The organism is Variovorax sp. LjRoot130 (assembly GCF_964253755.1).
Taxonomy (GTDB): domain Bacteria; phylum Pseudomonadota; class Gammaproteobacteria; order Burkholderiales; family Burkholderiaceae_C; genus Variovorax.
Genome location: NZ_CAXURM020000001.1, coordinates 4,012,108 through 4,039,099 on the forward strand (window position 1 = coordinate 4,012,108; position 26,992 = coordinate 4,039,099).

Below are 26,992 nucleotides of genomic sequence, written 5' to 3' on the forward strand. Positions count from 1 at the left end.
TCAATCCCAGGAGCGCGCCATGTTCTACGGCCTCACGCCGCTCGGTGTCGTGCACACCGCCATCAGCCTCCTCGCGGTCGCCGCGGGCATCGTGGCCTTCTTCCGCTACAAACAAATCACCCTGGCGACCCGCGCGGGGCAGGTCTACCTGTGGACCACCGTCCTGACCTGCCTGACCGGCTTCGGCATCTTCCAGCACGGCGGCTTCGGCAAGCCGCATGTGCTGGGCATCGCCACGCTCGTGGTGCTGGGCATTGCGGTACTGGCCGGCCGCTCGCGTGCCTTCGGCAAGGCGTCGGCCTATGTGGAAGTGGTGAGCTATTCGCTCACCTTCTTCTTCCACATGATTCCCGGCGTGACCGAGACCTTCACGCGCGTGCCACTGGGATCTCCGGTGTTCGCCAACGCCGACGATCCCGGCCTGCAGAAGGTCATCGGCCCGATCTTCATCCTGTTCCTGATCGGCGCCTTCCTGCAGGTGCGCCGCCTGCGTGCCGCGAACCGACTGGCGGTCGCAGCTACCGGAGAGCTCAGCCCTTGATGAAAGCCAGCAGGTCGGCGTTGAACTGCTCGGCGTGCGTGCTGGCCAGGCCGTGCGAAAGGCCCGGGTAGATCTTCAGCGTCGAGCCCTTGACCAGCTTGGACGACAGCATGGCCGAGGCGCCGATCGGCACGATCTGGTCGTCGTCGCCATGCGCGATCAGGGTCGGCACGTCGATCTTCTTGAGGTCTTCGGTGAAGTCGGTTTCCGAGAACTGCTTGATGCAATCCAGCAGGCCCTTGTGCCCGCCCATCATGCCCTGCAGCCAGAACGAATCTCGCAAGCCCTGCGAGACCTTGGCGTTGGGCCGGTTGGCGCCGTAGAAAGGTGCGGTCAGGTCCTTGAAGAACTGCGAGCGGTCGGCCGTGACGCCGGCGCGGATGCCGTCGAAGACCTCGAGCGGCAGGCCGCCCGGATTGGCCGCCGTCTTCAGCATCAGCGGCGGCACGGCGCCCAGCAGCACGGCCTTGGCGACGCGCTTCGTGCCGTGGCGGCCGAGGTAGCGCGTCACCTCGCCGCCGCCGGTGGAATGGCCCACCATCACCGCGTCCTTGATGTCGAGCTTGTTCATCAGCTCGGCCAGGTCGTCGGCGTAGGTGTCCATGTCGTTGTCGTTCCAGGGCTGGCTGGAGCGGCCGTGGCCGCGCCGGTCGTGAGCGATGACGCGAAAGCCGCGCTCGCCGAGGAACACCATCTGGGCGTCCCAGGCGTCGGCCGTCAGCGGCCAGCCGTGCGAAAAAACGACCGGCTGGCCCGTGCCCCAGTCCTTGTAGTAGATCTGCGTGCCGTCTTGGACGGTGATGGTGTTGCTCATGGTTTGCTCTCCGCGGTTGTGATGCGACGCCTTGCCAAGCGTAGACGCCGACAGGGTTCAGAAGAACCGCAGGAAGAGTAGTGCCGCTCTATGACTTTGGGGAGACTTAAAGTCCCGCGAGCCACTTGAAGCCGACGATGAGCGCCACCCCCAGCAGCGCCAGAACCACGAGCCGGCCCCAACGCACGGCACGGTGCTCCGGGGCATCGTCCAGGTCGGGTCGCGCGAGCGTGTCGAACGAGGTGTCCGGCTTGTCTCGTGCCCAGTCGTGGAAGTTGTCGCGCTCGGTGTTCATGTAATACATTCTAACTACATGTAAGCAAAACTTGCAGAGCCGGCGTTAAGCCTGGCAGGGACAACACCGGGGCGACACAGGGCTATACAAGATTTCGCTCGTGCCTTACGCCTACTTCACATGGCAGGAGCACGATGAAGGCTCCTTCCAAGCACAAGGAGCTCGCATGAGAAAGATCACTTTCACTCTTGGCGCCGCCGCCCTGCTGTCGCTCGGCGCGATCACGGCTCCGGCCCATGCTGAATACGGCGAGCGCTATCCGCACCGCGTGATCGTGGTTCCGGCGCCGCCTCCGCCGCCGCAGGTTTACTACGGGCAGCCCTATTACGGCCAGCCGCAGCAGCGCTGGCACGGCGACGATCGCTGGGATTCCCGCCGCCGCGGCTGGGGGGACAACGACCGCGACGGCATACCGAACCGTTATGACCGCGATCGCGACGGTGACGGCGTGCCCAATCGCTACGACCGCCGCCCGAACAACCCCTATCGCTACTAGGTAGCCTCGCGCCGGCGACGGCGCTCGACGGCGTTCCGAATACTCGTAGACGGTGCATGTGGACACCGTCCAGTATCTCTGCTAAGGTTTGTGGATGGTGTACACAAACCCGAGGAGATACGCATGCTGCTCGCCAACAAGACTGCAGTGATCCACGGCGCCGGAGGCGCCGTCGGCGGTGCCGTCGCACGCGCCTTCGCCCGAGAAGGCGCCAAGGTGTTTCTCGCCGGCCGCACGCTGGCCCGCCTCGAAGGCGTCGCAGCGGACATCGAGGCCGCGGGCGGCACGGCCGAAAGCGCGGTGGTCGATGCCCTCGATGCGCAAGCGGTCGACCGGCATGCCGATGCCGTGGCGCAGAAGGCCGGCGGCATTGACATCGCATTGAATGCCATCGGCGTTGCACACGTCCAGGGCACGCCCTTCGCAGACCTGTCGCTGCAGGACTACGAATACCCGATCACCATCTACACGCGCAGCAACTTCATCACCGCGCAGGCCGTGGCGCGGCACATGGCGAAGAAGGGTTCGGGCGTGATCCTCACCCTCTCGACGCCAGGCGCCCGCCTGCCGGGGCCCGGCTACATGGGAAACTGCGTGGCGAGCGCAGCGGTCGAGGCGCTGTCCCGCCACTTGGCCGGCGAGCTCGGCGCGCAGGGCATCCGCGTCGTCTGCATGCGGCCCCATGCGATTCCCGAGGCGGTGGCGACTTCGCACACGCGTGAGGTGTTCCGTCCGCTGGCCGAACGCGCCGGCCTCAGCATCGACCAGATGCTCGCAGGCGCGGCCACCGGCACGTTGCTGAAACGTCTGCCGACGCTGGACGAGGTGGCGAACACGGCGGTGTTCCTGGCCTCCGGCTACGCCGGCGCCATCACCGGCACCGTCGCCAACCTCAGCTGCGGCTTTCTCGTCGATTGAACGGAGATTTTTTTCATGCTCAAGACCATCGTCATCGCCATCGTCGTCCTGTTGGCCGCATTGCTCGGGTGGGCGGCCACCAAGCCCGACACCTTCCGCGTCGAGCGCAGCACCACCATCAAGGCGCCGCCGGGAAAAATCCTTCCCCTCATCAGCGACTTCCGCAATTGGCGCGCCTGGTCGCCCTACGAGAACCTGGAGCCGGGAATGAAAAGAACCTTGAGCGGCCCGCCCAGCGGCAAGGGCGCCGTGTACGCATGGGAAGGCGAAGGCAAGGCCGGCGCCGGACGCATGGAGATCACGGAGGTCGCGCCGGCGTCACGCGTCAAGATCCAGCTCGACTTCAGCAAGCCCTTCGAGTCCCACAACACCGCCGAATTCACGATGCAGCCCGAGGGCGATGCCACCAAGCTGACCTGGGCGATGTACGGGCCCAATCCCTACATGGCGAAGCTCATGCAGGTGTTCTTCGACATGGACACGATGGTCGGCAAGGACTTCGAGACCGGCCTCGGCAACCTCAAGACGGCCGCGGAGAAGCAAGGATGAGCCAGCACATCGAAGGTCGCCGGCGCTGGCTGGCGCTCATGGTCCTTTGCCTCGGCGTCCTGATGATCGTGCTGGACACCACGATCGTGAACGTGGCGCTGCCCTCGATCCGCACCGACCTCGGCTTCACCGAGACCTCGCTGGTCTGGGTGGTGAACGCCTACATGCTCACCTTTGGCGGCTTCCTGCTCTTGGGCGGCCGGCTGGGCGACCTGTTCGGGCATCGGCGGCTGTTCCTGCTCGGCATCACGCTGTTCACCGTCGCCTCGCTGGCCTGCGGTCTCTCGAACTCGCAAGCCCTGCTGGTCGCCGCGCGCGCGGTGCAGGGCCTGGGCGGCGCGGTGGTCTCGGCGGTCGCGCTCTCGCTGATCATGAACCTGTTCACCGAACCGGCCGAACGCGCCAAGGCGATGGGCGTCTACGGCTTCGTGTGCGCCGGCGGCGGCAGCATCGGCGTGCTGCTGGGCGGCCTCCTGACCGACGCCCTCAGCTGGCACTGGATTTTTCTCGTCAACCTGCCGATCGGTGTGGCGGTCTATGCGCTGTGCCTCGCGCTGCTGCCGCACCTGCCCGGGCATGCGGCCGGCGAGAAGCTCGACGTCGGCGGCGCGGTGACCGTCACGCTTTCATTGATGCTGGCGGTGTATGCAATCGTCAACGGCAACGAGATCGGCTGGACTTCGACGCAGACGCTGGGCCTGCTCGGCATCGCGGCGGCATTGCTGGCGGTCTTCATCGCCATCGAGGCGCGCGTGCGCCATCCGCTGATGCCGCTGCGCCTGTTCCGCCTGCGCAACGTGGCCGTCGCCAACGTGATGGGCGTGCTGTGGGCCGCCGCGATGTTCGCGTGGTTCTTCATCTCGGCGCTCTACCTGCAGCTGGTGCTGGGCTACAGCCCGATGCAGGTCGGCCTCGCCTTCCTGCCGGCCAACCTCATCATGGCAGTCTTCTCGCTCGGCCTCTCGGCCAAGCTGGTGATGCGCTTCGGCAACCGCGGGCCGCTCGCGTTCGGGCTGCTGCTGGCGGCCGCGGGACTGGCGCTGTTCGCGCGCGCGCCGGTGGACGGCAGCTTCCTGCTCGACGTGATGCCAGGCATGACGCTGCTCGGCCTCGGCGCCGGCATCGCGCTCAACCCGATGCTGCTGGTCGCGATGAGCGATGTCGCGCCGAGCGAATCGGGCCTGGCTTCGGGCATCGTCAACACGGCTTTCATGATGGGCGGCGCATTGGGCCTCGCGGTGCTCGCGAGCCTTGCCTCGGCGCGCACCGACCGCCTCACGGGCTCCGGGGCGCATGCGCTGGCCGCGCTCAATGGCGGCTATCACGTGGCCTTCATCGTCGGCGCCGTCTTCGCGGCCGCGGCGGCCTTGCTCGGCGCCTTGCTGCTGCGTGCCGGATCGCTGTCGCCCGAAACCGAAGAGGAAAAAGAGCCGGTCGGCGCCGCACGCACCAGCTAGAACCGCCAGTCGATGTAACCGGCGCGACGATCGGTCTTCGCCTACAGAAATCGAGGACCTCGGCGCCCAGGATGAGTGGGCCATGAAAAATCCGATCAAACTCACCATCGATGAGCCGGCGCCCGGATCCTTCGTCTGGACGCTGCTCGAAACCGACACCGACGGCGCGCCGCGGAAGGTTCTGAAATCGGCGGAATACGACGCCGACACTTACGAGGCCGCGCTAGCGGCCGGAACCCGCGTGATGGATGCCGAGCTGCGCAGGAGCGCTGCGCCCCCGCGGCGCCGCAGCATGACGAACTGATCAGGCCAGGTGCGTCTTCAGGGGCACGGCGGAGTCTGCCGCAACCGCCGGGTCCGGGCTGCGTCCGGCTTCCAGCAGCTTGCGGCTCATCATGTGGTCTACCGGCGCATTGACCGACTCGACGCAGCGCAGCACGCCGTCCACGTAGTGCAGCAGCGAGAACGAAGCCGGATTGGCGCCCGGGCGCCGCACCATGCTCGCGCCGGCCGTGCCTTCGGCGGGGACCAGCCCGGCCATCTGCAAGCGCAGGCTGCCCTGATCCGACCAGAACCACGGCACCGCGTCGTGCGGACGGGCCGCGCCGGTCAGGGTGGCGACGGCCGTGCGCGCCTGGTCATTGGCGTTCTGCACCGACTCCAGCCGCAAGGCCTGGCCTGCGCGCCGATCCGGAAAGCGCGTGCAGTCGCCGACCGCGAGCACGGCCTCGTCGCTGGTCTGCATGTAGGCGTCGACCACGATGCCATCGGCGCACTCCAGCCCGGCGGCCTGCGCGAGCGCGGTCTCGGGCACGGCGCCGATGCCGAGCAGCATCAGGTCGACCGGCTGCGCCACGCCGTCGAGCTCGATCGCCGCGAGACGCCGGCCCTCGGTCTGCCAGGCGCCGCATTGCACGCCGGTGCGGATGTCCATGCCCGCGGCGCGATGGGTCGCGAGCACATGCTCGGACAAGGCGGGCGACACGGCCCGGCTCAAGAGCCGCGGCGCGCTTTCCAGAACGCTCGCGCGCTTGCCGAGCGCCAGCGCCGTCGCCGCCACTTCGAGGCCGATGAACCCGCCGCCGAGCACCGTGACGTGCTCTGCCGCCATCAGCATCGAGCGCAGCTGCGCGGCCTCATCGGCGGCACGCAGCAGCGCGACGTTCTCCAGCCCCACCAGCGCCGGCAACCGTCGTGCGCGGGTGCCGGTCGCGAGCACCAGCCGCTCCCAGCCGAGCACGGTGCCTGAACGCAGCGTGACGGTGCGCGCCGCGCGATCGATCACAAGCGCCGGGTCGCCCAGGTGCATCGTGATCCCGGCCTCGGCATACCACGCCTCGGCGCGGTGGAGCTGCGGCGCCTCGTCCGGACTCTTGAGGAAGGTCTTGGACAGCGGCGGCCGGTGATAGGGGATCGAGCTCTCCTCGCACACCAGGTGCACGCGGGCGCCCTGCCCCGCCTCCGCCAGGCCGGCGCACAGCTGTGCCGCGGCATGGCCGCCGCCGATGATCACGATGTCTCTGCTTGAATGCATGGTTGGCTTTTTCGTTGATGCCTGCAGATTCTCGCTCGGCGGGCCGCGCCCTTAGGATGCGCGGCATGACCCGCCGCATCGATGCCTACAGCCTGCGACTCTTCGTCTCGACGGCGCGCGCCGGCTCCATCGTGCGCGGCGCGGCGCTCGAGCACATCGCGCCCTCGGCGCTGAGCCGGCGCATCGCCGATCTCGAGCACGCCTTCGGCACTGCCCTTTTCGTGCGCTCGCCGCGCGGCGTCGCGCTCACCGATGCGGGCCGCCTCGTGCTCGAGCGCGGGCAGCAGATCGACAACGACCTGCAGTCGCTGGTGCGCGAGGTGCAAATCGAGGGTGACGAAGTGCGCGGCACGGTCAGGCTCTACGCCAACATGTCGGCCGTGATCGGCTTCCTGCCCGAACGTCTGCAGGCCTTCATGGCCCGGTATCCGCGCGTCCAGATCTCGCTGCATGAAGAAGACACGCGCGACGTCATCCGCGCCTGCCTCGACGACCGTGCCGACGTCGGCGTGGGCGTGGAGGCGCCGGTACCCGCCGGGCTCGATGCCTGGCGCTTCGCGACCGATCCGCTGCAGGTGGTGCTGCCCGCCGGCCATGCGCTGGCCAAACGAAAGGCCGTCGGCTTCGCCGAGCTGCTGGACCATCCGCTGATCGGCGTCCACCAGGGCGGCGCGCTCGACCGCTGCCTGCACGAACGTGCCCAGGCGCTGCAGAAAAAACCTTTTGCGCCCACCGTGTCGGTCAGCAGCTTCGATGCGGTCTGCCGCATGGTCGAGGCGGGCCTGGGCATTGCGGTGGTTCCGCAAAGCGCCGCCGCGGCCTATGCCGGCAGCCCGCGCTTCGTGCGCCGGCCGCTCGACGAAGCGTGGGCGGCGCGCGAGCTGCATCTCTATGCGCTGCGCAAGACGCCAAGGCCGCGCTCGGTCGCGGCATTGATCGACGCGCTGCGCGGGTAAGTCCCCATCTCGCATTTCGCGAGAGCCCCTGTGCCGCCTTGGCGCTTTTCGGCCCCGGGGGCCTGACGCGAAGATCAGGCATGCCAGCCCTTGCGCCAGCTTCCGACGATCTTCCGGCGCTTCGCTTCGCGCCCAGGCTGCTCTTCTTGAGCAGCTCACCCGAAGTCGTCGAACAATGCCTGCGCGGCGAAACGCCGGCACTGGCGGAAGCCATGCCCTTGCGCGACGACATCTCGACCGACGAGATCACACCGCTGCCCATCCTCACCCATTACGACGACAAGCTCGGCCGCTACCCCTACACCGGCTTCAAGACCGGTGACCGCCTGCCCGTCGGCACCGATGCGGTCCGCGCGAGCGGCATCGAGGTAGTGGTCGCGGGCAGGCGCTACGGCAAGGGCTCGTCGCGCGAGCACAGCCCCGCGGCCGAGAAACTGGCCGGCGTGCGGCTCGTGATCGGGGAGAGCTTCGAGCGCATCTACCGCCAGAACGCCGACAACATCGGCCTCTTCACCTCCACCGATTTCGGGCTGGTCGAACGCATCCGCGCCGGCGAGGCGATTCCGCTCGCCGAACTCGTCGCCGGCCGCGATGCGCTCGCCGCGGCCATCCTGCAAAGCGGCGGCCTGCTGCGCTTCGGCCAGCACTTCATGTGCCGCATCCGGAGCGCCGAGGGCGCGCCGCCCGAGCGGCCACGCACGCTGTTCGAGAAGATCGTGGCCCGCCATGCGCTCGCGACCGAGCTCACCGAGGCGCACCCGGCGCCCGGCGACGGCGCCTTCGTACGTGCCGACTGGCGCTTCATCCACGAGTACTACACCGGCATGGCGGCGCACATGCTGCATGCGACCTTCCGCAAGCCGTTGAACCTGCACGAGCCGGCATCGATCGTGGTGTTCGAGGACCACACCTCCTACGTCGGGGAAAGCCCGGCCCACGTGCGCGGCGGCCTGGTGCCCAACGTGCACCGCATGGTCGAGGCGCAGCGCGAATTCGCGGCCGCGTACGGCCTGCGCTCGCACCGCACCCTGACCGAGGAGGAGGCGCGCACCGACGGCAGCAGCAACATCGCCGGCATCTCGCACGCGATGATGGCCGAGCGCTACGCGCTGCCGGGCCAGGTCGTGGTCGGCACCGACTCGCACACGCCGCACAGCGGCGCGCTGGGCTGCGTGGCATTCGGCGTCGGCACTACCGACATGGCCAATGCCTTCGTGACCGGCGCGCTGCGGCTCACCGTGCCGCAGTCGCTGCACATCGTGTTCGACGGCGCGCTGCGGCCAGGCGTGACCGCCAAGGACATCGTGCTGCACCTGCTGGCCGAGCCGCGCATCCGCGCCGGCGGCGGCGTGGGCCGGGTGTTCGAATTCACCGGCGAGGTGGTCGCGCAGCTGTCGACCGACGAGCGCGCGACGCTCACCAACATGACGGCCGAGCTCGGAGGCTTCACCGGCATCGTCGCGCCCGACGCGGAAACGGTGCGCTTCCTGCGCGAGCGGCGCGGCATCGACTTCGTGCTCGAGCCGTGGATGCGCAGCGACGCGGACGCGGTCTATGCGGAGACGATCCGCGTCGATTGCACCGCGGTGCCGCCGATGGTGGCCCGCCCTGGCGACCCCGGCAACGGGCTGCCGCTGGCGGCGCTCGAGGAACCGGTGCGCATCGACATCGCCTACGGCGGCTCCTGCACCGCGGGCAAGCGCGAAGACTTCGACCACTATCACGAGGTGCTGCGCTGGGCGGCCGACCGCGGCCTGCGCGTGCCGGATCGCGTGTCGCTCTACCTCCAATTCGGCACGACCGCGGTGCGCGACCACTGCGCGGCGCGCGGCTACCTCGATGCCTTCGAGCGGGTCGGTGCGCGCATCCTGCAACCGTCGTGCGGCGCCTGCGGCAACTGCGGCCCGGGCACCTCGGTGCGCAAGGAAGAGGTCACCGTGAGCGCGATCAACCGCAACTTTCCGGGCCGCGGCGGACCGGGCCAGGTCTGGCTCGCGAGCCCGCCGACCGTGGCCGCGAGCGCCATCGCAGGCGAGCTGCTGTCCTTCGAGGAACTGCGACGCCGGCATCCATGAAACAAGACAAGGAGACACACGTGACGATGATGAAAGCCCCCCTGATCCGCCGCATCGCGGCATCGCTCGCCAGCGCCGCCTTGGCGACCGCAGCGCTCGCCCAGGCACCGGCCTCCGACAAGCCGATCCGCATGGTCGTGCCGCTGGCGGCCGGCTCCACCGTGGACGCGGTCGCGCGCGCCATCGGCCCGTCCTTCGGCAAGGCCGCGGGCCATCCGGTCGTGGTCGAGAACATCGCCGGCGCCGGCGGCATCCCAGGCACCACGCAGATCGTGAGGGCGCCGAAGGACGGCCTCACGCTCGGCATGATCTCGTCGAACCACGTGATCAACCCGGGCATCTACAAGACCGTGCCCTACGACACGCTGAAGGACATCACGCCGATCGCGGTGATCGCCACCGTGCCGCTGGTGCTGGTGGTGCACCCCTCGGTACCGGCGAAGAACGTCAAGGAACTGATCGCGCTCGCCAAGGCCAAGCCCGGCACGCTCAACTTCGGCTCGGCCGGCAACGGCAGCACGCTGCACCTGGCCGGCGAGCTGCTGGTCAGCGAGACCGGCATCGATATGAAGCATGTGCCCTACCGCGGCACCGGCCCGCTCGTCACCGACCTGATCGGTGGCCAGGTGCAGTTGGGCTTCGTGTCGGTGTCGCAGGTGGCGCCGCAGATCAAGGCCGGCACGCTGCGCGCGCTGGCCGTGTCGACGCCTACGCGTTCCGGCGCGCTGCTCGAGGTCCCGACCGCGGCGGAGGCCGGCGTGCCCGGCTACAGCTTCGACGCGTGGATCGCGCTGATCGGGCCGGCGGAGCTGCCGAAGAACATCGTCGACGGCTACAGCGGCGCGATAAAGATCGCGCTGGCCTCGCCCGAGGCGCAGAACGCGATCGCCGGCCAGGGGCTCATGGTGCTGAACACCGGCCCCGACGCGGCGCCGGCCTTCTTCCAGGCCGAGCTGAGCAAGCACCAGAAGCTGGTAAAGCAATCGGGAGCAACGCTCGATTGAATGGCCTGCGGACGCGGGTAGAGTCGGCCCAAATGGTCGTCCTCTACCACTGCGTCAGCGCCCGCTCCTTCCGCCCGCTGTGGATGCTCGAAGAGTTGGGCGCACCTTACGAGCTGCGCATGCTGCCCTTCCCGCCGCGCGCGCTCAAGCGCAGCTACCTCGAGATCAATCCGCTCGGCACCATTCCCTACCTCATCGACGGCGAGACGCGGATGACGGAGTCAGCCGCGATCTGCCAGTACCTGGCCGAGCGCTTCGACCCGGACAACCTGCACGGCCTGGCCGTTCGACCCCACGAGCCCGGCTTCGGCGCCTGGCTCAATGGGTTGCACCAGGGCGAAGCCACGCTGACCTTCCCCCAGACCATCGTGCTGCGCTACGGCCGCTTCGAGCCCGACGAGCGCAAGCTGCCGCAGGCGGCCGAGGACTACACGCGATGGTTCCTGGCACGGCTGCGCGGCATCGATGCGGTGCTGCAGCAGGAAGACTTCCTCAGCGCGGGACGCTTCACCGCCGCCGACATCTCGGTCGGCTATGCGCTGATGCTGGCCAGCAAGCTGGACCTGGTTGCGCAGCTTCCGGCCGCCGTTGCCGCCTACTGGCAACGCCTGCAGCAGCGCGACGGCTTCAGGCGCGCCCTCGTCGCGCAGCACGATGCGGCCCTGGCACAGGGCGTTTCGCCCCAAGATGCCAGCGTTGACTGAATCGGCATTGCACCTGCATAACCGTAGGGATGGACTTCCACCACCCGCTGTTCCAGAGCCTGGCGCTGCCGCTTTGCATTGCATTCGCGGCGACGGGGTTTCTGCGCGGCGTGCTGGGCCCGGTTCAGGGCGCGCGCTGGGCCGCAGTGGGCGTCGCGGTGGCGATCGTCGGCACGGTGCTGTGGGTGCTGGGCTGGCGGCTGATGCCGGGCGCGCTGACCGAGAAGCTGCCGTGGGTCTATGCGGCTGCTGCGCTGCTTGGCCTCGGCCTCGAAGCCATGCGCGCCGGCCGGCGCGTGCAGTGGCTGGCAGCCGGCATCCTGTGGGCCCTGGTGCTGGCGATCCTGGCCTGGCAGCCGCTGCCGCTCAAGATCGGCATCTGGCTGCTGGGTCTGGCGGTGATCCGCGCCGTGTTGAAGGAAACCCCGCGGCGCGCCGATGCGATCGCGATGCTCGTGCTCGCGAGCTTCGGGCTCGCGGCGCTCGCGATGATGTCCGGCTCTGCCCTGCTGTTCGAGCTGAGCCTCGGGCTGGGCGCCGCGCTGGCGGGCTGCGCGCTGTGGCTCTGGCCTGTGGGGCGCATCGCTTTCGGCGCCAGCGGCGCGGTCGTCGCGCTGCTGGCCTGGCTGGCGCTGGCACAGGCCACGGCATTGCTGACGCCGGCCCGGCCGGGCGCGTTGCTGCTGCTGGCTGCGTCCTTCACCTCCGGCTCGCTGGTGCGATGGGGACATCGGCGCCTGCGGCGCGGCGAGGGCCGCCCCTGGGCCGAAACGCTGATCGTGGCCGCGGTGGCCGCCTTGTGGGTTGCAGCCGCGCTGGCATTGGCGCATTGGGGCGGCGGGGTCGACGGGCCCGCCGCTAACATGGACGATCCCTACTACAAGCCCAGGTGGTGAATGCCCGCAACCCGCGCCCGCTCATGAGCTCGACCCAACCCCGCAGCTTCGGCATGGAAGCGCTGTGGCCGCTGTGTCTGGACATCGTCCGGCGTCGCCGCAGCGGAGAGCCGCCGGCGACGCCACTGGTGCCGGGCGAGGATTGGGACGACGAAGCTGTCGAGCTCCTGGCACTGCTACAGCCCCTGCTCGAGCGGACGGCCGAGGCCACGCCCTGGGTGATCGGCCAGTTGGGCCAGAGCCTCGACGGCTGTATCGCCACGCGGGGCGGCGACTCCAACTACGTGAACGGCGAGCAGGTGCTGCTGCACCTGCACCGGCTGCGCGCACTCAGCGATGCAGTCATCGTGGGCGCCGGCAGCGCGGCCATCGACAACCCGCAGCTCACCACGCGCCGCGTGGCGGGCGACAACCCGGTGCGCGTCGTGCTCGACCCGGCCCTGCGCCTGACGCCGACGCTGCGCGTCTTCACCGATCGCCAGGCGCCGACCCTGCTCGTGTGCGACGCGGCACGTGAAGCCGAAGCAGCGCAGCGCGTGGGTGCCGATCAGGTGCTGGGCGTGCCGGGCCTGGTGGACGCCAAGGGCGCAATGGACTTGCGCGCCCTGCAGGCCGCGCTGCAGCAGCGCGGCCTGCGCGTGCTGTTCGTCGAGGGCGGGGGTATCACGATCTCGCGCTTCATCGCGCAGGGGTGCATGGACCGCCTGCACCTCAGCGTCGCGCCGGTGCTGATCGGCGGCGGGCGTCCCGGGCTGCTGCTGCCGCAAAGCGCGGCGATGCGCGATTGCCCGCGTCCCGCAAGCCGCGTCTTTCGCATGGGGGCGGATGTGATGTGGGATCTGGATCTGCGCCTTGCTCCCTCTCCCTCTGGGAGAGGGCAGGGGTGAGGGCAGCGGCCGTGGTGGCGATGGCGCCGGTTGCTGAGCCCTCACCCTAACCCTTGTATGTAGCAAAGTAGCGGCTGGCCGAACTCGAAAAGAAGACGGAGCTTGTGGCGATGCAGCATGAGTCCTTCAGCCGCAACACGCGCAACCAGCTTCGGCAGGTTTTTCGATGCGCTGCGCGAATTGATGACACCACCCGAGCCAGCCAAGCGCCCCATAGGTTTCGTGGCACCCAAGACACGAAAACCTCGCTAAGGCATCGCCAGAAGATCCACGTGCCCCACGCGCAGGCAGGTGCGATCGACAAGCGCTAACCGCCGCGCCTTCCATGCGCCGACGAGCTCGTGCGCAGCCGGTTCCTGTTCCAGCGTGGCATGAGCCATGCCTTCGATCATCGCGCGCAGCATCGCCGCCTCCTCGATGCACCAATCGCTTCGCGCCTGCGTGACGCTGTAGCCCATCGCATCGAGGCGGGCGACCGCCAGCGCAACCGCTTCGCCGCCGAGCGCGGGTCCGAAACCCTTGTCGCGCTGTTGATGGGTGGCGAACAGTTCGTGGACCTCCGCGTCGCCTGCAAGACCAGGCGCCCACGCGACACGGCCATCGACAGTCAGTGCGAAGAGCACGGCCGCACTCGCCATTCGCACATGGTTCAATAGCGCGTCGAGCCACGATGCGGACACGAGGTCCAGCAGCGCCGAGGCCGTGACGAGCCGCGCCGCGCCATAGGGCACGGCATCAAGCGCCGCCGCCAGATCGATGCGGAGCGGACGCGCCTTCGCATGCCACCCCGGGCCTTCGAGCGATTCCGGCAACGCCGCCAGCAGGCGCGGGTCGTGGTCGACCATCAGCCACTGCTGGGCGCCGCCCAGCCGCGGTGCCAGGTCGCGCAGATTGGCGCCGGTGCCGCAGCCCAGGTCGATCACGCGCAGGACCGGATCGTCGCCGCGCAGCCGGGCCGCCATCGCGTGCAGATCCAGCAGCGCAGCCGACGCACTGCGCGCCGCGCGATCGAAGGGCTCGCGCAGGGCGAGCCAGTCGGCGCTGAAGCCTGTCATGCGCCTCCTGCCGGCTGCCGGAAATCGGCGAGCACCGATGCAAAGCGCGCGCCGCTCTGCTGCCATGTCGGCAGGCGGCCTCGCGCTCTTTGCGCGCCGGCCTTCAGTTGCGCCCGCCACGCAGCATCGTCCATCAGCCGCTGCAACGCGGCACGCAGCGCGATCGCGTCGCCGGGCGACACCAGCAGGCCCGCATCGGCCGGCACCGTGTCCGGAATGGCGCCCGCGCGGGTGCTGATCACCGGCAGGCCGTACGCCAGCGCCTCGGCCAGGGCCATGCCGTAACCCTCATGGAACGAGGGCAGCACGAAGGCATCGGCCTTCGCATAGAGCGCGCACAGGCCCACCTCGTCCTGCTCGCCATGCAGCACCACGCGTTCGCGCAGGCCGTGACGTTCGATGGCCTGCATCAATGCCGATGCGCATGCGGCGTCCATGACCAGGCTGCCTGCGCAATGCAGCGTCCAGCGCCGGTCCTTCAACCCGGCCAGCGCTTCGATCAGCAGGGCATGCCCCTTGCGCGGCGTCACGGTCGCCACGCACAGCAGCGACAAGGCATCGGTGCCCGAGCCTGCGGCCAAGGGGGCCGGCTCGGTCCCGGGCTCGACCACGACGATGCGCGAATCCGGAACGTCGAAGGCTGCCAGCGCTCGAGCCGTGGAAGAGCTGGTGACGATCACGCCGCGCGCACTGGCCAGCGCGCGCCGCTCGCTCTCGAACAAGGCGCGCTGCTGCGCCGCGTCGAGGCCGGTCTCCAGCGACAACGGGTGATGCACCAGCGCGATCCAGCAAAGCCGCTCTGCATGCCTTTGCGCCAGATCGGGCAGCACGCCGAAGGCGAGGCCGTCGACCACCGCCAGCGCGCCATCGGGCAAGGCATCGGCCACGCGGCCGGCCTGCGCGAGCGCTGCCGCAGCGGGCGCCGGATAGCCTTCGCCCAAGGTCTGGACCTCGACCTCCCACTGCTGCGCGCGCAGGCCATCGATGATGCGGCGGTCGTACGTGTAGCCGCCGGTGCGGGTGTTCAGGTCCCCCGGCACCAGGAAGCTGCAGCGCCTCGCTGTCAAAGTGCGCCCTCGTAGGCCGCCCAGGCCACATGCGATTCGTTCAACTTCACGCGCATGCTCGCGAGGCCGCTTGCGTGGGGCCCGAGTTCGCCGGCCGCGATGCGCGCGGCAACGCGATCGAAGATCACGCGCGCCATGAATTCCGTGGTGGTGTTGCGCCCCTCGAAGGCCGGATCGTCGTCGAGGTTGCGCAGGTTGAGTTCGCCCAGCACGCTGCGCAGCACCTCGGTGGCGAGCGCGATGTCGACCACCACGCCGTCGGCATCGAGCTCGGCGCGGCGCAGTTCGAGATCCACCACATAGGTCGCGCCATGCAGGCGCTGCGCGGGGCCGAAGACCTGGCCGCGAAAGCTGTGGGCAATCATGAAATGGTCGCGGACGTTGACGCTGTACATGCGAAGTCTTTCCAGGGTGAAGGGGTCAGGGATAGTCGATGCGGTGGCACAAGGTGTTCGGCGCGCCCGCGGCGAGCCGGCCGAGCACCGCCGGCAGTTCGGCGAAAGGCGCACTGTCGGTGATGAGCGCATCGAGCACCGGATCGCGCAGCAGCGACAACGCCAGCGCCATCCGGCGCCGATGGCTCCAGCGCGCGCGCTGCGCGGTGGCCACCTGGCCGACCTGCGAACTCCTGAGCGTGAGGCGCCGCGAATGGAAGGCTTCGCCCAACGGCAGCGTCACCGCGCGCTGCCCGTACCAGCTCAGTTCCAGCACCGTGGCCTCGAAGGCGGCCAGCCGCAGCGCCGTGGCCAGGCCTGCTGGGCTGCCGCTGGCATGCAGCACCAGATCGGCCTCGAGACTCGCAGCCTCCGGACTCGCAAAGACGAGGCCCAGCCGTTCCGCCACCGCACGGCGCGCGGGATTCGTGTCGATCACCTCGACCGTGCAACCGGGGATGCGCCCGGCCAGCCAGGCCACCAGCAGGCCGACCACACCTGCGCCCACGACGGCGATGCGGTCGCCGACGCGCGGTGCCGCATCCCACAGCGCATTGACTGCGGTCTCCAGGTTGGCGGCCAGCACCGCGCGCGCGGGCGGCAGGCCCTCGGGCAGCAGGTGCACGGCATCGGCCGGCACCACGTAGCGGGTCTGGTGCGGATAGAGGCAGAACACCTCGCGGCCGAGAAGCGCCTCGCCCCCCCGCTCGACCGTGCCGACACTCGCATAGCCGTACTTCACCGGCGCTGGAAATTCGCCTTCCTGGAAGGGCGCGCGCATGCGTTCGAATTCGCTGGCAGGCACCTCGCCGCCGAACACCAGCAGCTCGGTGCCGCGGCTGATGCCGCTGTGCAGCGCACGAACCTGCACCTCCTCGGGACCGGGCGCATCGAATGCAGCGCGCCGGATGCCGGCCCGGCCCGGGGCTTCGATCCAGCAGGCCCAGGACTCGGCAGAAGCAACACGGGAGGGATATGCTGGCATGCAACGGATCTTATGACGATGCTCACCCATCCTCCTGCCGATGGCCCCGCACGCAGCGCGGGCCGGCTCGCGGCGCTCCGGCGCGATGCCTGGCGCGAGGCCGTGCCCTGCTTCCTGCTGCTCGCCGTGGCGGCTGGCGGGCTGACGGTGCTGGGCGAGCTCAGTCCCTGGTTCAAGCTCAAGGCAGCCGCCGTCTTTGCGGCAGCCTTCGCGTGGGTGCTGCATGGCCTTGCGGCGCATGCGCCGAATGCGCGCTTCGGTGCCGCCAACCGCGTGACGCTGGCGCGCCTGGCGCTCGCCGCATTGCTCGCGGCGGGCATCGGCGAGCCCCTGGCCGATGCCGAAGCGATGGCGTGGAGCGCCATCGTCGTGGGCACGACCGCCGCGCTGCTCGATGCCCTCGATGGCCCGCTCGCGCGCCGCAGCGGGCTGGCCAGCGAATTCGGCGCGCGCTTCGACATGGAGACCGATGCGTTGCTGACCTTCGCGCTCTGCCTGCTGGTCTTTCATTTCGACAAGGCCGGCTCATGGATCCTTGCCGCGGGCCTGATGCGCTACGCCTTCGTGCTGGCGATGAAGCCCTGGCCCTGGCTGGCGCGGCCGCTCGCGCCGAGCCAGCGGCGCAAGGCGGTGTGCGTGGCGCAGATCACCAGCCTGCTCGTCTGCCTCGGTCCGATCATCTCGCTGACCTGGAGCCAGGCCATCGCGGCCGCGAGCCTGGCCGCGCTCACTGCGTCTTTCGCGATCGACATCGCGTGGTTGATCCGTCATCGCGCATCCCCACTGGAGCCTGCCTCATGAAAGCACTCGCGGCCCGCTTGCCGTACGCCCTGATCGTGTCATGCCTCATGGCGAACGCCCTGCCCGCGCGCGCCGAGGCCACACGCTACGAGCTCGACCCCGAACATCTCACCATCGCCTTCCTGGTCGATCACATCGGCTACGCCAAGGTGCTGGGCATGTTCCGCGCCGCGCGCGGCAGCTACAGCTTCGATGAGGCCACGGCCACGCTCGGCAACGTGCGCATCGAGGTCGACACCCAGAGCGTCTTCAGCAATTTCGCCAAGCGCGACCAGCACCTGAAGAGCGCCGACTTCCTCAACACGGCCGAGTTCCCGCGCATGGTGTTCACCGCGGCCGGAGCCAAGCGCACCGGCGAGCGCACCTTCGAGATCGCCGGCCAGCTCGAGCTGCTGGGCCGCTCCCAGCCGCTGACGCTCGCCGCGACCTGGAACAAGAGCGGGCCCTCGCCGATCGAGAAGAGCTACGTGATGGGCGTGTCGGCGCGCGGCAGCTTCAAGCGCAGCAGCTACGGCATGAACTACGCTGTCGGCAACGGCTGGGTCGGCGACGAGGTGCCGCTCATCATCGAGTTCGAGGCCAAGCGCAAATGAGGCCCGCCGCATGGGGCGGGTGGCTGCCGCGCTTCGCCCTGCCCCTGCTGCTGCTCAATGCGCTGCTGACGATGGAGAACCACGGGCCGGGGCTGTGGCCGCGCCTGGCGCTGCGCGTGTCCTTCGAACTCGTCATGGTTCTGGTGATGCTCACGGCCTGGATCGCCTGGCGCGGGCAGCCGGGCGCACGCATGCTGCGTTTGCTGGCGAGCGTCACCGCCTTCTGGATCCTCGCTCGCTACCTCGACGTGACGGTGTCGGCCGTATTCGGCCGGCAGATCAACCTCTACTGGGACAGCAGGCACGCGCTGGACGTGCTGCGCATGGGCGAGCTCGCAGCTTGGCAGATCGGCTTGGCAGCGCTCGCCGCGCTGGCCATCCCTGTGCTGCTGTACGGCCTGGCATGGCGATGCTGGCTTGCGATTGCGCGCGAGCTGGCTTGGCCCACGCCGCGGCCCGCGATCGGCCTCATCGGCCTTCTGCTCTTCGCGAACTTTGCCGCGCATGGCATCGGGGGGCGCGACACGCGCTGGTTCTTCTCGATGCCGGTCGCGCCCATTCTTGCGCAGCAGGCCGCAATCCTGGCCGGCCAGCTGCTGCCCGGCCACGCGGCTTCGCAGCTCTCGCCCAGCCCGGCCTTCGAGCACAGCTCGCTCGCAGGCCTCCGCGGCGCCGACGTGCTGCTGATCTTTGCCGAGTCCTACGGCGTCACCGCGCTGGACGACCCGCAGCAGGCCGCCGCGCTCGCGCCGGCGCGCGCGCAGCTGATGCAGGCGCTCGCGGCCCGCGGCCGGCAGGCGGTCTCGGCGCGCGTGCGCTCCCCCACTTTCGGCGGCGCCTCCTGGCTGGCCCATGCGGCGCTGCTCAGCGGCGTCGACATGCAGGACCCCGGCGCCTACGAACTGCTGCTGACCACTGATCGTTCGACGCTGGTGCGCCATTTCAAGGCCCATGGCTGGCGTACCGTGAACTGGATGCCGGGCCTGCAGAAGCCCTGGCCCGAAGGCAGCTTCTACGGCTTCGACCGCTATGCCGACGCCGACCGCATCGGCTATCGCGGGCCGCCCTTCGGCTACTGGCGCGTTCCCGACCAGGCCTCGATGGCACTGCTGCACGCGCAGGAACTGGCCGAGCCGCGCGAGGAACGCGCGCCGCGCTTCATCGTCTTTCCGACCCTGACGAGCCATGCGCCCTTCCGCCCGATCGCGCCCTACGTGCCGGACTGGCAGCGGCTGCTGCGCGCCGACGCCTACACGGCGGCGGAAGTCGCACAGGCCGTCGCGCAACCGGGTTCGTGGCTGCAGCCCGTGCCCGCGTACCTCGAATCGCTGGCCTACACCTTCCACTGGCTGGGCGACTACCTCTCGGGTCGCGCACCGCGGCAGCTGCTCACCATCGTGATCGGCGACCATCAGCCGATGGCGGGCGTGAGCGGCGCGGGCGCTTCGTGGGACGTACCGGTCCACATCATCAGCACGGACACGCAACTGCTCAAACGCTTCGAGGCCCTCGGCTTCACGCCGGGTCTGCTGCCGATGCGGCCCTCAACCGCAGGTATGCATGACCTGACGCCGGTGCTGATCGCCGCATTCGACGCGACTGCCGACGCACCGTTGGGCAGCGCAGAATGAAAGCTGGCGCGCCCACAGCTTCCGAGCAATAGTTCATACCCTGTTCGGCCAGGGCTCTGCTAGCCTCTCTCCCATGCGCGCCATTCTTCTTCTCGCCAGCATCGTGATCCTCGGCCTCGCCTGGTGGCTGGGATCCTTCGTCGGATTGCTGATCGCGATCGGCGCGTGCTTCGCACTGGCGGCTGCGAGTTTCATCTTCTCCAGGGCCCGCAAGGAAGCCCGCGAATCCAAGGAGATGCAGCGCGCCTTCGGCCGCAGCACCACCTTCCTCGCCGGCCTGCGCAGGCACTGACGGCGGCTCACCCGCTGCTACTTGCCGGCGCCCGCGGCCTCCTTGGCATGCGCGACCTCGGTCTCGCGCGGCAGCCTGACGCCGTTCTTCACCGCCAGGATTTCGGCCATCACGCTCACCGCGATCTCGGGCGGCGTCTTGCTGCCGATGTAGATGCCGATCGGGCCGCGCAGGCGCGAAAGCGATGCCTCGGTCTGCTCGAAGTGCTCGATCATGCGTTCGCGCCGCGCCTGGGCATTGCGGCGCGAGCCGATCGCGCCGACGTAGAAGGCTTCGCTTTGCAGGGCCTCGAGCAGGGCCAGGTCGTCGAGCTTCGGGTCGTGCGTGAGCGCGACAACGCAGCTGCGGCGGTCGGGCTTGAAGGCGCTCACCGCGTCGTCGGGCATCTCGGTGCTGAGCGTCACGCCCGGCACGGCCCAGGCGGTGCGGTACTCGGTGCGCGGATCGCACAGCGTCACCGCGAAACCGCTGAACTTCGCCATCGTCGACAGGTACTCGGCCAGCTGGCCGGCGCCGATCAGAAGCATGCGGTATTCGGGCCCGAAGGTGTTGACCAGCTCGGTGTCGCTGATCGAGAGCTCGGCCGGCGCGCTCGCCTCGGCCACGCTGACGGTGCCATCGGCCAGCGACACGGTGCGCTGCATCAGCCGCCCTTTTTCGAGCGCGGCCACCAGCGTCTCGAGCGAGGCGGCGTCCGGGTCGTATTCGAGCAGCAGTTCCAGCGTGCCGCCGCAGGGCAGGCCGAAGCGGTGCGCCTCATCCGCCGTGATGCCGTACTTGACCAGCGCCGGCGCGCCCGAAGGCATCTCGCCCGGCGCGCCGTGGGCACGGCTGTAGCGCGCGATCAGGTCGTCTTCGATGCAGCCGCCCGAGACCGAGCCGATCACGGCGCCGTCTTCCGCCAGCGCCATGATCGAGCCGATCGGCCGCGGCGAAGATCCCCAGGTGCGCACCACCGTCGTGAGCAGCGCGCGGCGGCCCGCGAGCCGCCAGTCGCGCAGCGTGCGCAGAACCATGACGTCGAGGTTCTCCATGATGTTCGTCTTCCTAGTCGGCCGGCTCTTCCGTATCGCTCGCCGATTTGTCGGACTTCCTGCCGATGCCGATCTTGCGCATGAAGCCCGCCATCGCGCCGGTCTTCTCGGACGGCTCGGCGGCAGCGGGCGCCTCGGCGCTCTCGGCCACCGCGGCCGGCGGCGGGCCGTAGCGGCTTTGCATCTCGACCTCGAAGCGCTTGAAGAAATCGTCGGCCGTCGACTTGGCGGCGCCGTCGATCAAGCGCTGCCCCAACTGCGCGATCTTGCCGCCCACCTGCGCCTGCACCGTGTAGTCGAGCTCGCAGCCGGGGCTCGCATCGGCGACCGGCTTGAGCGTCACGCTCGACGAACCCTTGGCGAATCCGGCAACGCCGCCCTGCCCTTCGAAGGACAGCTTGTAGCTGTCCGGCGGCGAGATGTCGGCCAGCGCGACCTTGCCATTGAACTTGGCCGACACCGGGCCGATCTTGACGGCCAGCGCCACCGCGTACTGGTTGTCGCCTACGGCCTCGAACTTGTCGCAGCCGGGGATGCATTTCTTCAGCGTCTCGGGATCGTTGAGCGCCTCCCAGGCTTGCTGCTGCGTGATGCCGAGCCGGCGGTTGCCGAGCATTTCCATCGTGAGGTTCCTTCTAGCGGCCGGACCGCATCAGGGCCGCGAGACTCGCGGCCAGTTGTTCGAGTGCCAGGAGATTGTGGACCGCGAGCATCGCGTCTGCATGGCGGTGCAGAACGGCCGCCCCGCGCGCGAGCGGCGCATAGCCCTCGTAGCGCAGCAGCGGGTTGAGCCACAGCACCCGCCGCGAATGGCGCTTGAGCCACAGCAGTTCGCGCTCCAGGGTTTCGGGTTCGCCGGTGTCCAGGCCGTCGCTGATCACCAGCACCAGCGTGCGGCGGCCGGTCAGGCGACGCGCATGGCGCTCGCGCAGTTCGCCGAGCGAGGCGCCGAAACGCGTGCCGCCGGCGAAATCGGCGATGGCCTCGCTGGCTGCGGCCAGCATCAGATCGGTGTCGGCCAGCCGGAAGGCCGGCGTCAGGTCGGTCAACTGGGTGCCGAAGGCGAACACGTCGCGCCGGCCGGCGCGCCGCGTCGACGCATGCAGAAAGGCCAGCAGCAGGCGCGCATAACGCTCCATCGATCCGGAGACGTCGACCAGCACCAGCAAGGGCAGCGGCTGCTTCTGCCGCGAGAGCCGCGGCAGAAGCAGCATCTCGCCGCCGGTGCGCCCGGCCTCGTGCCAGACGCCGGGCCAGTGCATGCGCGAATGCGCTCCCGCATCGCCGGTCACGCGCAGGCGGCGCGAGGGCAGCGCCGGCACCGGCAGCGCGATGTCGCGGGCCAGTCGCTCCACCAGGCGGTACTCGGCGGCGCCCAGCGCGTTGAAGTCGGCGTGGTGCACCCGCTGGCGATCGCTTGCCGTCATCGCGGCATCGAAGTCGACCTCGCGCTCGGTCTGCGCGGGCTTCACCGCATCGCGCGGCGCCGCAAGTGCCTCGCGCACGCGTGGCCGGCGCTTCGAGGGCTCGGCCTTGCCTTCGGCGCTCGGCAGCATCTGCGCGAGCAGCTTGTTGGCAAGCTCGGGATCGCGGAACCAGGCATCGAAGAGTTCTCGGAACACCAGGCGATCCTGTTCGCGGCTGATCATCACGGCTTCCATCGCGGCCGCCAGGTCGAGCCGGCTGTCGACCCCGACCAGCGCAGCGGCTTCGGCAGCGAGCGCGATGCGTGCCGAATCGGTCCGCACGCCGGCGCGGCGCAGCGCCCGGCCGAAGCCCATCATGTTGCCGGCCAGCTTGCCGCGCCGCGCGTCGCCGAGTTGCGGAACGCTCACGACGCCGACTCCTCCTCGGGCTTCAGCAGATCGGAGGCCAGCTCGTGCGTCAGCGCCGCCACATCGTCGCGCTGCTTGAAGAGAATGCCCGCGGTATCGACCACGATCTCGGGGTCGAGCTCGACGGTGTCGAGCGCGATCAGCGCCCTTGCCCATTCGACGCTTTCCGCAATGCCCGGTGCGCGCTGGAAGGCGCTTGCAAAGGGCGCGCTACGCAAGCGCCCGACGAAGGCTGCGACCTGCTCGGAAAGAACGGCGCCCGCCTTCGGCACCTGCGCACGCACGATGGCCAGCTCGCGATCGCGCTCCGGGTAGTCCAGCCAGTGGTAGAGGCAGCGCCGCTTGACGGCATCGTTGAGTTCGCGCGTGCGATTGCTGGTCAGGATGGTGACCGGCGGCACCAGCGCCTGCACCGTGCCCAGCTCGGGAATGCTGACCTGGTATTCGCCCAGGTACTCGAGCAAGAACGCCTCGAAGGGCTCGTCGGCGCGATCGACCTCGTCGATCAGCAGCACGGCACCGGGCGCCGGCGCCTGCAGGGCCTGCAAGAGCGGCCGGCGGATCAGGTAGCGCGGCTGGTAGACCTCCGATTCGACGTCGCTCGAAGCCCCGTGCGCCTCGGCCGCGCGCATGTGCAGCAGCTGCGCCGCATAGTTCCATTCGTAGAGCGCCTCGCGCTGCTCCAGGCCGTCGTAGCACTGCAAGCGCAGCAACTCGCGCGCGAGCGCGGTCGCCAGCGCCTTGGCCAGCTCGGTCTTGCCGACGCCGGGTTCGCCCTCCAGCAGCAGCGGACGCTGGAGCTTGAGCGCGAGAAACACCGCCGTCGCGAGCCGCCGGTCGGCGTAGTAGGCGGCGCCTTCCAGCGCCCGCACGACCGCGTCGATGGTGTTGAACGGGGAGGTCGCGGCAGGCGTGGTGTCGGTCATCTCCGAAGCTTAGCCCAGCGCCTTTTTCACCGCGCGCTGTGTGAGTACGTTGATCAGGTTGGCGCGGTAGGTCGCCGAGGCATGCAGGTCGCTGTTGAGATCGCTGGCGTCGATCTTCACGCCGGCCGCGGCCTCGGGGGTGAAGCTCTTCGCGAGCGCATCTTCCAGCCCCTTGTGCCGGAACACGCCATTGCCGGCACCGGTAACCGCGACGCGCACGCCGCTGTCGCCTTGCGTGACGAACACGCCGACCAGCGGGAAGTTCGAGGCCTTCTGGCGCAGCTTCTCGTAGGCAGCCCGCTTCGGGATCGGGAAGCGGATCGCGGTGATCAGCTCGCCCTCCTCCAGCGCGGTGGTGAAGAGGCCGAGGAAGAAATCGTCGGCCGCGATCTCGCGCTTGTCGGTGACGATGGTCGCGCCCGAGGCCAGCACCGCGCTCGGGTAGCAGGCCGCCGGATCGTTGTTGGCCACCGAGCCGCCGATGGTGCCCATGGCACGCACCTGCCGGTCGCCGATGTGGTCGGCCAGCCAGGCCAGCGCGGGGAAGCCCGCCTTGATCTCGGCGTTGGCGCCGACGTCGAGGTGGCGCGTCATCGCGCCGATCACGAAGGCATTGCCGTCCTTCTTGATGCCGGCGAGCTCCTTGATGCCGCCGAGGTCGACCAGCTGCTCGGGCGCCGACAGGCGCAGCTTCATCGAAGCCAGCAGCGTCTGGCCGCCGGCGAGGACCTTGCCGCCGGCGGCAGCCAGCTTGGCCGCATCGGCGACGGTGGCGGGACGTTCGAGGGTGAAGGCGTACATGGCGATTTCCTTCTCGTTTGGTTCTACTTGGCCACGGCCTGCATCGCTTCCCACACGCGGTGGGGCGAGGCCGGCATGTCGAGGTCCTTGACGCCCAGCGGCGCCAGCGCGTCCAGCACGGCATTGATCAGGGCCGGCGGCGAGCCGATGGCGCCCGCCTCGCCGCACCCCTTGGTGCCCAGCGGGTTGTGCGTGCAGGGCGTGCAGGTGGTGGCCACCTTGAAGGTCGGGAAGTCGTCGGCGCGCGGCATCGCGTAGTCCATGAAGCTGCCGGTGAGCAACTGGCCGCTCTCCTTGTCGTAGACGCAGTTCTCCATCAGCGCCTGGCCGAGGCCCTGCACGATCCCACCGTGCACCTGGCCTTCGACGATCATCGGATTGATGATGGTGCCGAAGTCGTCGACCGCGGTGAAGCGGTCGATCTTCACTTCGCCGGTGCCCTTGTCGATCTCGACCTCGCAGATGTAGGTGCCGCCCGGGAAGGTGAAGTTGGTCGGGTCGTAGAACGCGGTTTCGTTGAGCCCGGGCTCCAGCTTGTCGAGCGGGTAGTTGTGCGGCACGTAGGCGGTGAGCGCGACCTGCCCGAAGGGGATCTTCTTGTCGGTGCCCTTGACGGTGAACTCGCCGTTGGCGAACTCGACGTCGGCGTCGCTCGCCTCCATCAGGTGGGCCGCGATCTTCTTGGCCTTGGTCTCGATCTTGTCGAGCGCCTTCATGATCGCCGCGCCGCCGACCGAGATCGAGCGCGAGCCGTAGGTGCCCATGCCGAAGGGCACGCGGCCGGTGTCGCCGTGCACCACGTCGACGGACTCGACCGGAATGCCCAGGCGCGCGGCCACCACCTGCGCGAAGGTGGTCTCGTGGCCTTGCCCGTGGCTGTGCGAGCCGGTGAACACGGTCACGCTGCCGGTCGGATGCACGCGGATCTCGCCGCACTCGAACAGGCCGGCGCGCGCGCCGAGCGCACCCGCGATGTTCGAGGGCGCGATGCCGCAGGCCTCGATGTAGCTCGAGTAGCCAATGCCGCGCAGCTTGCCCTCGGCTTCGGTCGCTGCCTTGCGCTCGGCGAAGCTGGCCACCTCGGCCAGTTCCTTGGCCTTGTCCATCGAGGCGTGGAAGTCGCCCGTGTCGTACTGCAGCGCCACCGGCGTCTGGTACGGGAAGGTGGTGATGAAGTTGCGCTTGCGAATCTCGTCCTGGCCCAGGTTCATTTCCCAGGCGCAGCGCGAGACCAGGCGCTCCAGCAGGTAGGTGGCCTCGGGCCGCCCCGCGCCGCGGTAGGCATCGACCGGCGCGGTGTTGGTGAACCAGGCATCGACCTCGACGTAGATCTGCGGCGTCGTGTACTGGCCCGCGAGCAGCGTGGCGTACAAGATGGTCGGCACCGCGGTCGAGAAGGTCGACAGATAGGCGCCCAGGTTGGCGTCGGTGTGCACGCGCAGCGCGAGGAACTTGCCATCCTTGTCCATCGCCATCTCGGCATGGCTCACATGGTCGCGGCCGTGCGCGTCGGACAGGAAGCACTCGGAACGATCGCCGGTCCACTTGATGCTGCGATTGAGCTGCTTGGCGGCCCAGGTCAGCGCCACGTCCTCGGCATAGAGGAAGATCTTGGAGCCGAAGCCGCCGCCCACGTCGGGTGCGATCACGCGCACCTTGTGCTCGGGCAGGCCGAGCACGAAGGCCGTCATCAACAGGCGTTCGACGTGCGGATTCTGATTGGCGACGTAGAGCGTGTATTCCTCGGTCGCGCGGCTGTAGCTGCCGATCGCGACGCGCGGCTCCATCGGGTTCGGCACCAGCCGGTTGTTCACCAGGTCGAGCTTCGTGACATGCGCCGCCTTGGCGAAGGCCGCGTCGACCGCCGCCTTGTCGCCCAGCGCCCACTTGTAGCATTGGTTGTCCGGCGCGGCCTCGTGGAGCGTGACGCCGCCTGCCTTCTTCGCGGCATCGGCCACGCTCACCAGCGCGGGCAGTTCCTCGTAGTCGACCACGATCGCTTCGGCCGCATTCTTCGCCTGCTCCACCGTCTCGGCCACCACCATCGCGACGTGGTCGCCGACATAGCGCACCTTTCCGATCGCGAGGATCGGATGCGGCGGCTCCTTCATCGGCGTGCCGTCGGGGTTGTTGATGAGCCAGCCGCAGGGCAGCCCGCCCATCTTGCCTTCGATGTCCTTGCCGCTGAAGATGCCGACCACGCCGGGCATCTTCTCGGCGGCGGCGGTGTCGATCGACTTGATGTTGGCGTGCGCATGCGGCGAACGCAGGAAGATGGCGTGGCTCTGGTTGGCCATCGTCACGTCGTCGGTGTACTGGCCGGCGCCGGTCAGGAAGCGGTAGTCTTCCTTGCGCTTGAGTGCCTCGCCGATGTGCGGCAGGCTGGCGAAATCGGGTGCGCCCATGATGGTG

Annotated in this window: 29 protein-coding genes; 16 read left to right on the top strand and 13 right to left on the bottom strand. The window is 69.1% G+C overall.

All coding sequences use genetic code 11. The features are described from left to right. Positions 1-19 precede the first annotated feature (19 nt). Complete coding sequence (locus ACSQ86_RS20025; RefSeq protein WP_093103083.1) at positions 20-541, top strand: hypothetical protein; 522 nt, start codon at positions 20-22, stop codon at positions 539-541. Here the strand turns inward: ACSQ86_RS20025 and ACSQ86_RS20030 are convergent. Further along, positions 531-1,355 carry an alpha/beta fold hydrolase gene (locus tag ACSQ86_RS20030; protein WP_436309479.1) on the bottom strand — a complete coding sequence of 275 codons (825 nt, stop codon included), beginning with the start codon at positions 1,353-1,355 and terminating at the stop codon, positions 531-533. The two genes, ACSQ86_RS20025 and ACSQ86_RS20030, sit on opposite strands and share 11 nt — an antisense overlap. 106 nt (positions 1,356-1,461) lie before the next feature. After that, the gene (locus ACSQ86_RS20035) at positions 1,462-1,650 is read right to left on the bottom strand and encodes a hypothetical protein (RefSeq protein WP_436304772.1); all 189 of its coding nucleotides are present in this window, start codon (positions 1,648-1,650) and stop codon (positions 1,462-1,464) included. A gap of 166 nt (positions 1,651-1,816) precedes the next feature. On the opposite strand from ACSQ86_RS20035, the gene ACSQ86_RS20040 reads away from it, so the two are divergent. The 5 genes from ACSQ86_RS20040 to ACSQ86_RS20060 all read left to right on the top strand — a co-directional run bounded on the left by ACSQ86_RS20040 (position 1,817) and on the right by ACSQ86_RS20060 (position 5,374). After that, complete coding sequence (locus ACSQ86_RS20040; protein WP_436304773.1) at positions 1,817-2,146, top strand: thrombospondin type 3 repeat-containing protein; 330 nt, start codon at positions 1,817-1,819, stop codon at positions 2,144-2,146. 123 nt (positions 2,147-2,269) lie between these two features. Then, positions 2,270-3,064, top strand: a complete 795-nt coding sequence (locus ACSQ86_RS20045; protein ID WP_436304774.1) for an SDR family NAD(P)-dependent oxidoreductase — start codon at positions 2,270-2,272, stop codon at positions 3,062-3,064. A gap of 15 nt (positions 3,065-3,079) precedes the next feature. Then, a complete protein-coding gene (locus ACSQ86_RS20050; protein ID WP_436304775.1) occupies positions 3,080-3,613 on the top strand; it encodes an SRPBCC family protein in 534 nt (177 codons plus the stop codon). Then, the gene (locus ACSQ86_RS20055) at positions 3,610-5,070 is read left to right on the top strand and encodes an MFS transporter (RefSeq protein ID WP_436304776.1); all 1,461 of its coding nucleotides are present in this window, start codon (positions 3,610-3,612) and stop codon (positions 5,068-5,070) included. Before ACSQ86_RS20050 ends, ACSQ86_RS20055 begins: the two co-directional genes overlap by 4 nt. 82 nt (positions 5,071-5,152) lie before the next feature. Beyond that, on the top strand, positions 5,153-5,374 hold the full coding sequence (locus ACSQ86_RS20060; RefSeq protein ID WP_436304778.1) for a hypothetical protein: 222 nt from the start codon (positions 5,153-5,155) through the stop codon (positions 5,372-5,374). On the opposite strand, the gene ACSQ86_RS20065 is transcribed toward ACSQ86_RS20060, so the two are convergent. Next, complete coding sequence (locus ACSQ86_RS20065; RefSeq protein ID WP_436304779.1) at positions 5,375-6,604, bottom strand: NAD(P)/FAD-dependent oxidoreductase; 1,230 nt, start codon at positions 6,602-6,604, stop codon at positions 5,375-5,377. A 65-nt stretch (positions 6,605-6,669) separates the two neighbouring features. On the opposite strand from ACSQ86_RS20065, the gene ACSQ86_RS20070 reads away from it, so the two are divergent. From ACSQ86_RS20070 to ACSQ86_RS20095, 6 genes are all read left to right on the top strand, one after another. Next, the gene (locus tag ACSQ86_RS20070; RefSeq protein WP_436304780.1) at positions 6,670-7,560 is read left to right on the top strand and encodes a LysR substrate-binding domain-containing protein; all 891 of its coding nucleotides are present in this window, start codon (positions 6,670-6,672) and stop codon (positions 7,558-7,560) included. Positions 7,561-7,640: 80 nt separating this feature from the next. Then, the gene (locus tag ACSQ86_RS20075) at positions 7,641-9,635 is read left to right on the top strand and encodes an aconitase family protein (RefSeq protein ID WP_436304782.1); all 1,995 of its coding nucleotides are present in this window, start codon (positions 7,641-7,643) and stop codon (positions 9,633-9,635) included. A gap of 26 nt (positions 9,636-9,661) precedes the next feature. Next, entirely contained in the window at positions 9,662-10,639 is a 978-nt protein-coding gene (locus ACSQ86_RS20080; RefSeq protein WP_436309480.1) for a tripartite tricarboxylate transporter substrate binding protein, read from the top strand. Between the two features lie 32 nt (positions 10,640-10,671). Next, positions 10,672-11,343 carry a glutathione S-transferase family protein gene (locus ACSQ86_RS20085; RefSeq protein ID WP_436304783.1) on the top strand — a complete coding sequence of 224 codons (672 nt, stop codon included), beginning with the start codon at positions 10,672-10,674 and terminating at the stop codon, positions 11,341-11,343. A 29-nt stretch (positions 11,344-11,372) separates the two neighbouring features. Beyond that, complete coding sequence (locus ACSQ86_RS20090; RefSeq protein ID WP_436309481.1) at positions 11,373-12,239, top strand: hypothetical protein; 867 nt, start codon at positions 11,373-11,375, stop codon at positions 12,237-12,239. Between the two features lie 23 nt (positions 12,240-12,262). After that, positions 12,263-13,126 (top strand): RibD family protein, encoded by an 864-nt coding sequence (locus ACSQ86_RS20095; protein WP_436304785.1) that lies wholly within the window; start codon positions 12,263-12,265, stop codon positions 13,124-13,126. Positions 13,127-13,374: 248 nt separating this feature from the next. Here ACSQ86_RS20095 and ACSQ86_RS20100 read toward each other — a convergent pair whose 3' ends face one another. From ACSQ86_RS20100 to ACSQ86_RS20115, 4 genes are read right to left on the bottom strand one after another with little or no spacing between them, the layout of a single operon-like run. Next, entirely contained in the window at positions 13,375-14,181 is an 807-nt protein-coding gene (locus ACSQ86_RS20100) for a class I SAM-dependent methyltransferase (RefSeq protein WP_436304786.1), read from the bottom strand. Continuing rightward, positions 14,178-15,248: a glycosyltransferase family 4 protein gene (locus ACSQ86_RS20105; RefSeq protein ID WP_436304787.1), complete on the bottom strand. Its 1,071-nt coding sequence runs from the start codon at positions 15,246-15,248 to the stop codon at positions 14,178-14,180. Before ACSQ86_RS20105 ends, ACSQ86_RS20100 begins: the two co-directional genes overlap by 4 nt. Next, positions 15,245-15,643, bottom strand: a complete 399-nt coding sequence (locus tag ACSQ86_RS20110; RefSeq protein ID WP_093103061.1) for a 6-pyruvoyl trahydropterin synthase family protein — start codon at positions 15,641-15,643, stop codon at positions 15,245-15,247. Before ACSQ86_RS20110 ends, ACSQ86_RS20105 begins: the two co-directional genes overlap by 4 nt. A gap of 25 nt (positions 15,644-15,668) precedes the next feature. Continuing rightward, a complete protein-coding gene (locus ACSQ86_RS20115; RefSeq protein WP_436304788.1) occupies positions 15,669-16,667 on the bottom strand; it encodes a zinc-dependent alcohol dehydrogenase in 999 nt (332 codons plus the stop codon). A gap of 18 nt (positions 16,668-16,685) precedes the next feature. On the opposite strand from ACSQ86_RS20115, the gene ACSQ86_RS20120 reads away from it, so the two are divergent. The 4 genes from ACSQ86_RS20120 (at position 16,686) to ACSQ86_RS20135 (ending at position 19,984) form a co-directional block, all read left to right on the top strand. Beyond that, positions 16,686-17,468, top strand: a complete 783-nt coding sequence (locus ACSQ86_RS20120; RefSeq protein ID WP_436309482.1) for a CDP-alcohol phosphatidyltransferase family protein — start codon at positions 16,686-16,688, stop codon at positions 17,466-17,468. Beyond that, positions 17,465-18,061, top strand: coding sequence for a YceI family protein (locus tag ACSQ86_RS20125; RefSeq protein WP_436304789.1), 597 nt, complete (start codon positions 17,465-17,467; stop codon positions 18,059-18,061). Before ACSQ86_RS20120 ends, ACSQ86_RS20125 begins: the two co-directional genes overlap by 4 nt. Beyond that, the gene (locus ACSQ86_RS20130; RefSeq protein WP_436309483.1) at positions 18,058-19,692 is read left to right on the top strand and encodes a sulfatase-like hydrolase/transferase; all 1,635 of its coding nucleotides are present in this window, start codon (positions 18,058-18,060) and stop codon (positions 19,690-19,692) included. The genes ACSQ86_RS20125 and ACSQ86_RS20130 overlap by 4 nt, the downstream gene beginning before the upstream one ends. A gap of 73 nt (positions 19,693-19,765) precedes the next feature. Further along, complete coding sequence (locus tag ACSQ86_RS20135; RefSeq protein ID WP_093103053.1) at positions 19,766-19,984, top strand: hypothetical protein; 219 nt, start codon at positions 19,766-19,768, stop codon at positions 19,982-19,984. 17 nt (positions 19,985-20,001) lie between these two features. On the opposite strand, the gene ACSQ86_RS20140 is transcribed toward ACSQ86_RS20135, so the two are convergent. The 6 genes from ACSQ86_RS20140 to ACSQ86_RS20165 are packed head-to-tail and all read right to left on the bottom strand — an operon-like array spanning position 20,002 to position 26,985. Continuing rightward, complete coding sequence (locus ACSQ86_RS20140; protein ID WP_436290985.1) at positions 20,002-21,018, bottom strand: XdhC family protein; 1,017 nt, start codon at positions 21,016-21,018, stop codon at positions 20,002-20,004. Positions 21,019-21,031: 13 nt separating this feature from the next. After that, positions 21,032-21,640 carry a CoxG family protein gene (locus ACSQ86_RS20145; RefSeq protein ID WP_436290984.1) on the bottom strand — a complete coding sequence of 203 codons (609 nt, stop codon included), beginning with the start codon at positions 21,638-21,640 and terminating at the stop codon, positions 21,032-21,034. 13 nt (positions 21,641-21,653) lie between these two features. Continuing rightward, positions 21,654-22,802: a vWA domain-containing protein gene (locus tag ACSQ86_RS20150; protein WP_436306328.1), complete on the bottom strand. Its 1,149-nt coding sequence runs from the start codon at positions 22,800-22,802 to the stop codon at positions 21,654-21,656. Positions 22,803-22,849: 47 nt separating this feature from the next. Beyond that, positions 22,850-23,779, bottom strand: a complete 930-nt coding sequence (locus ACSQ86_RS20155; RefSeq protein WP_436304791.1) for an AAA family ATPase — start codon at positions 23,777-23,779, stop codon at positions 22,850-22,852. Positions 23,780-23,788: 9 nt separating this feature from the next. After that, a complete protein-coding gene (locus ACSQ86_RS20160; RefSeq protein ID WP_436309484.1) occupies positions 23,789-24,580 on the bottom strand; it encodes an FAD binding domain-containing protein in 792 nt (263 codons plus the stop codon). 23 nt (positions 24,581-24,603) lie between these two features. Continuing rightward, entirely contained in the window at positions 24,604-26,985 is a 2,382-nt protein-coding gene (locus ACSQ86_RS20165; protein WP_436304792.1) for a xanthine dehydrogenase family protein molybdopterin-binding subunit, read from the bottom strand. Between the last annotated feature and the right edge of the window lie 7 nt (positions 26,986-26,992).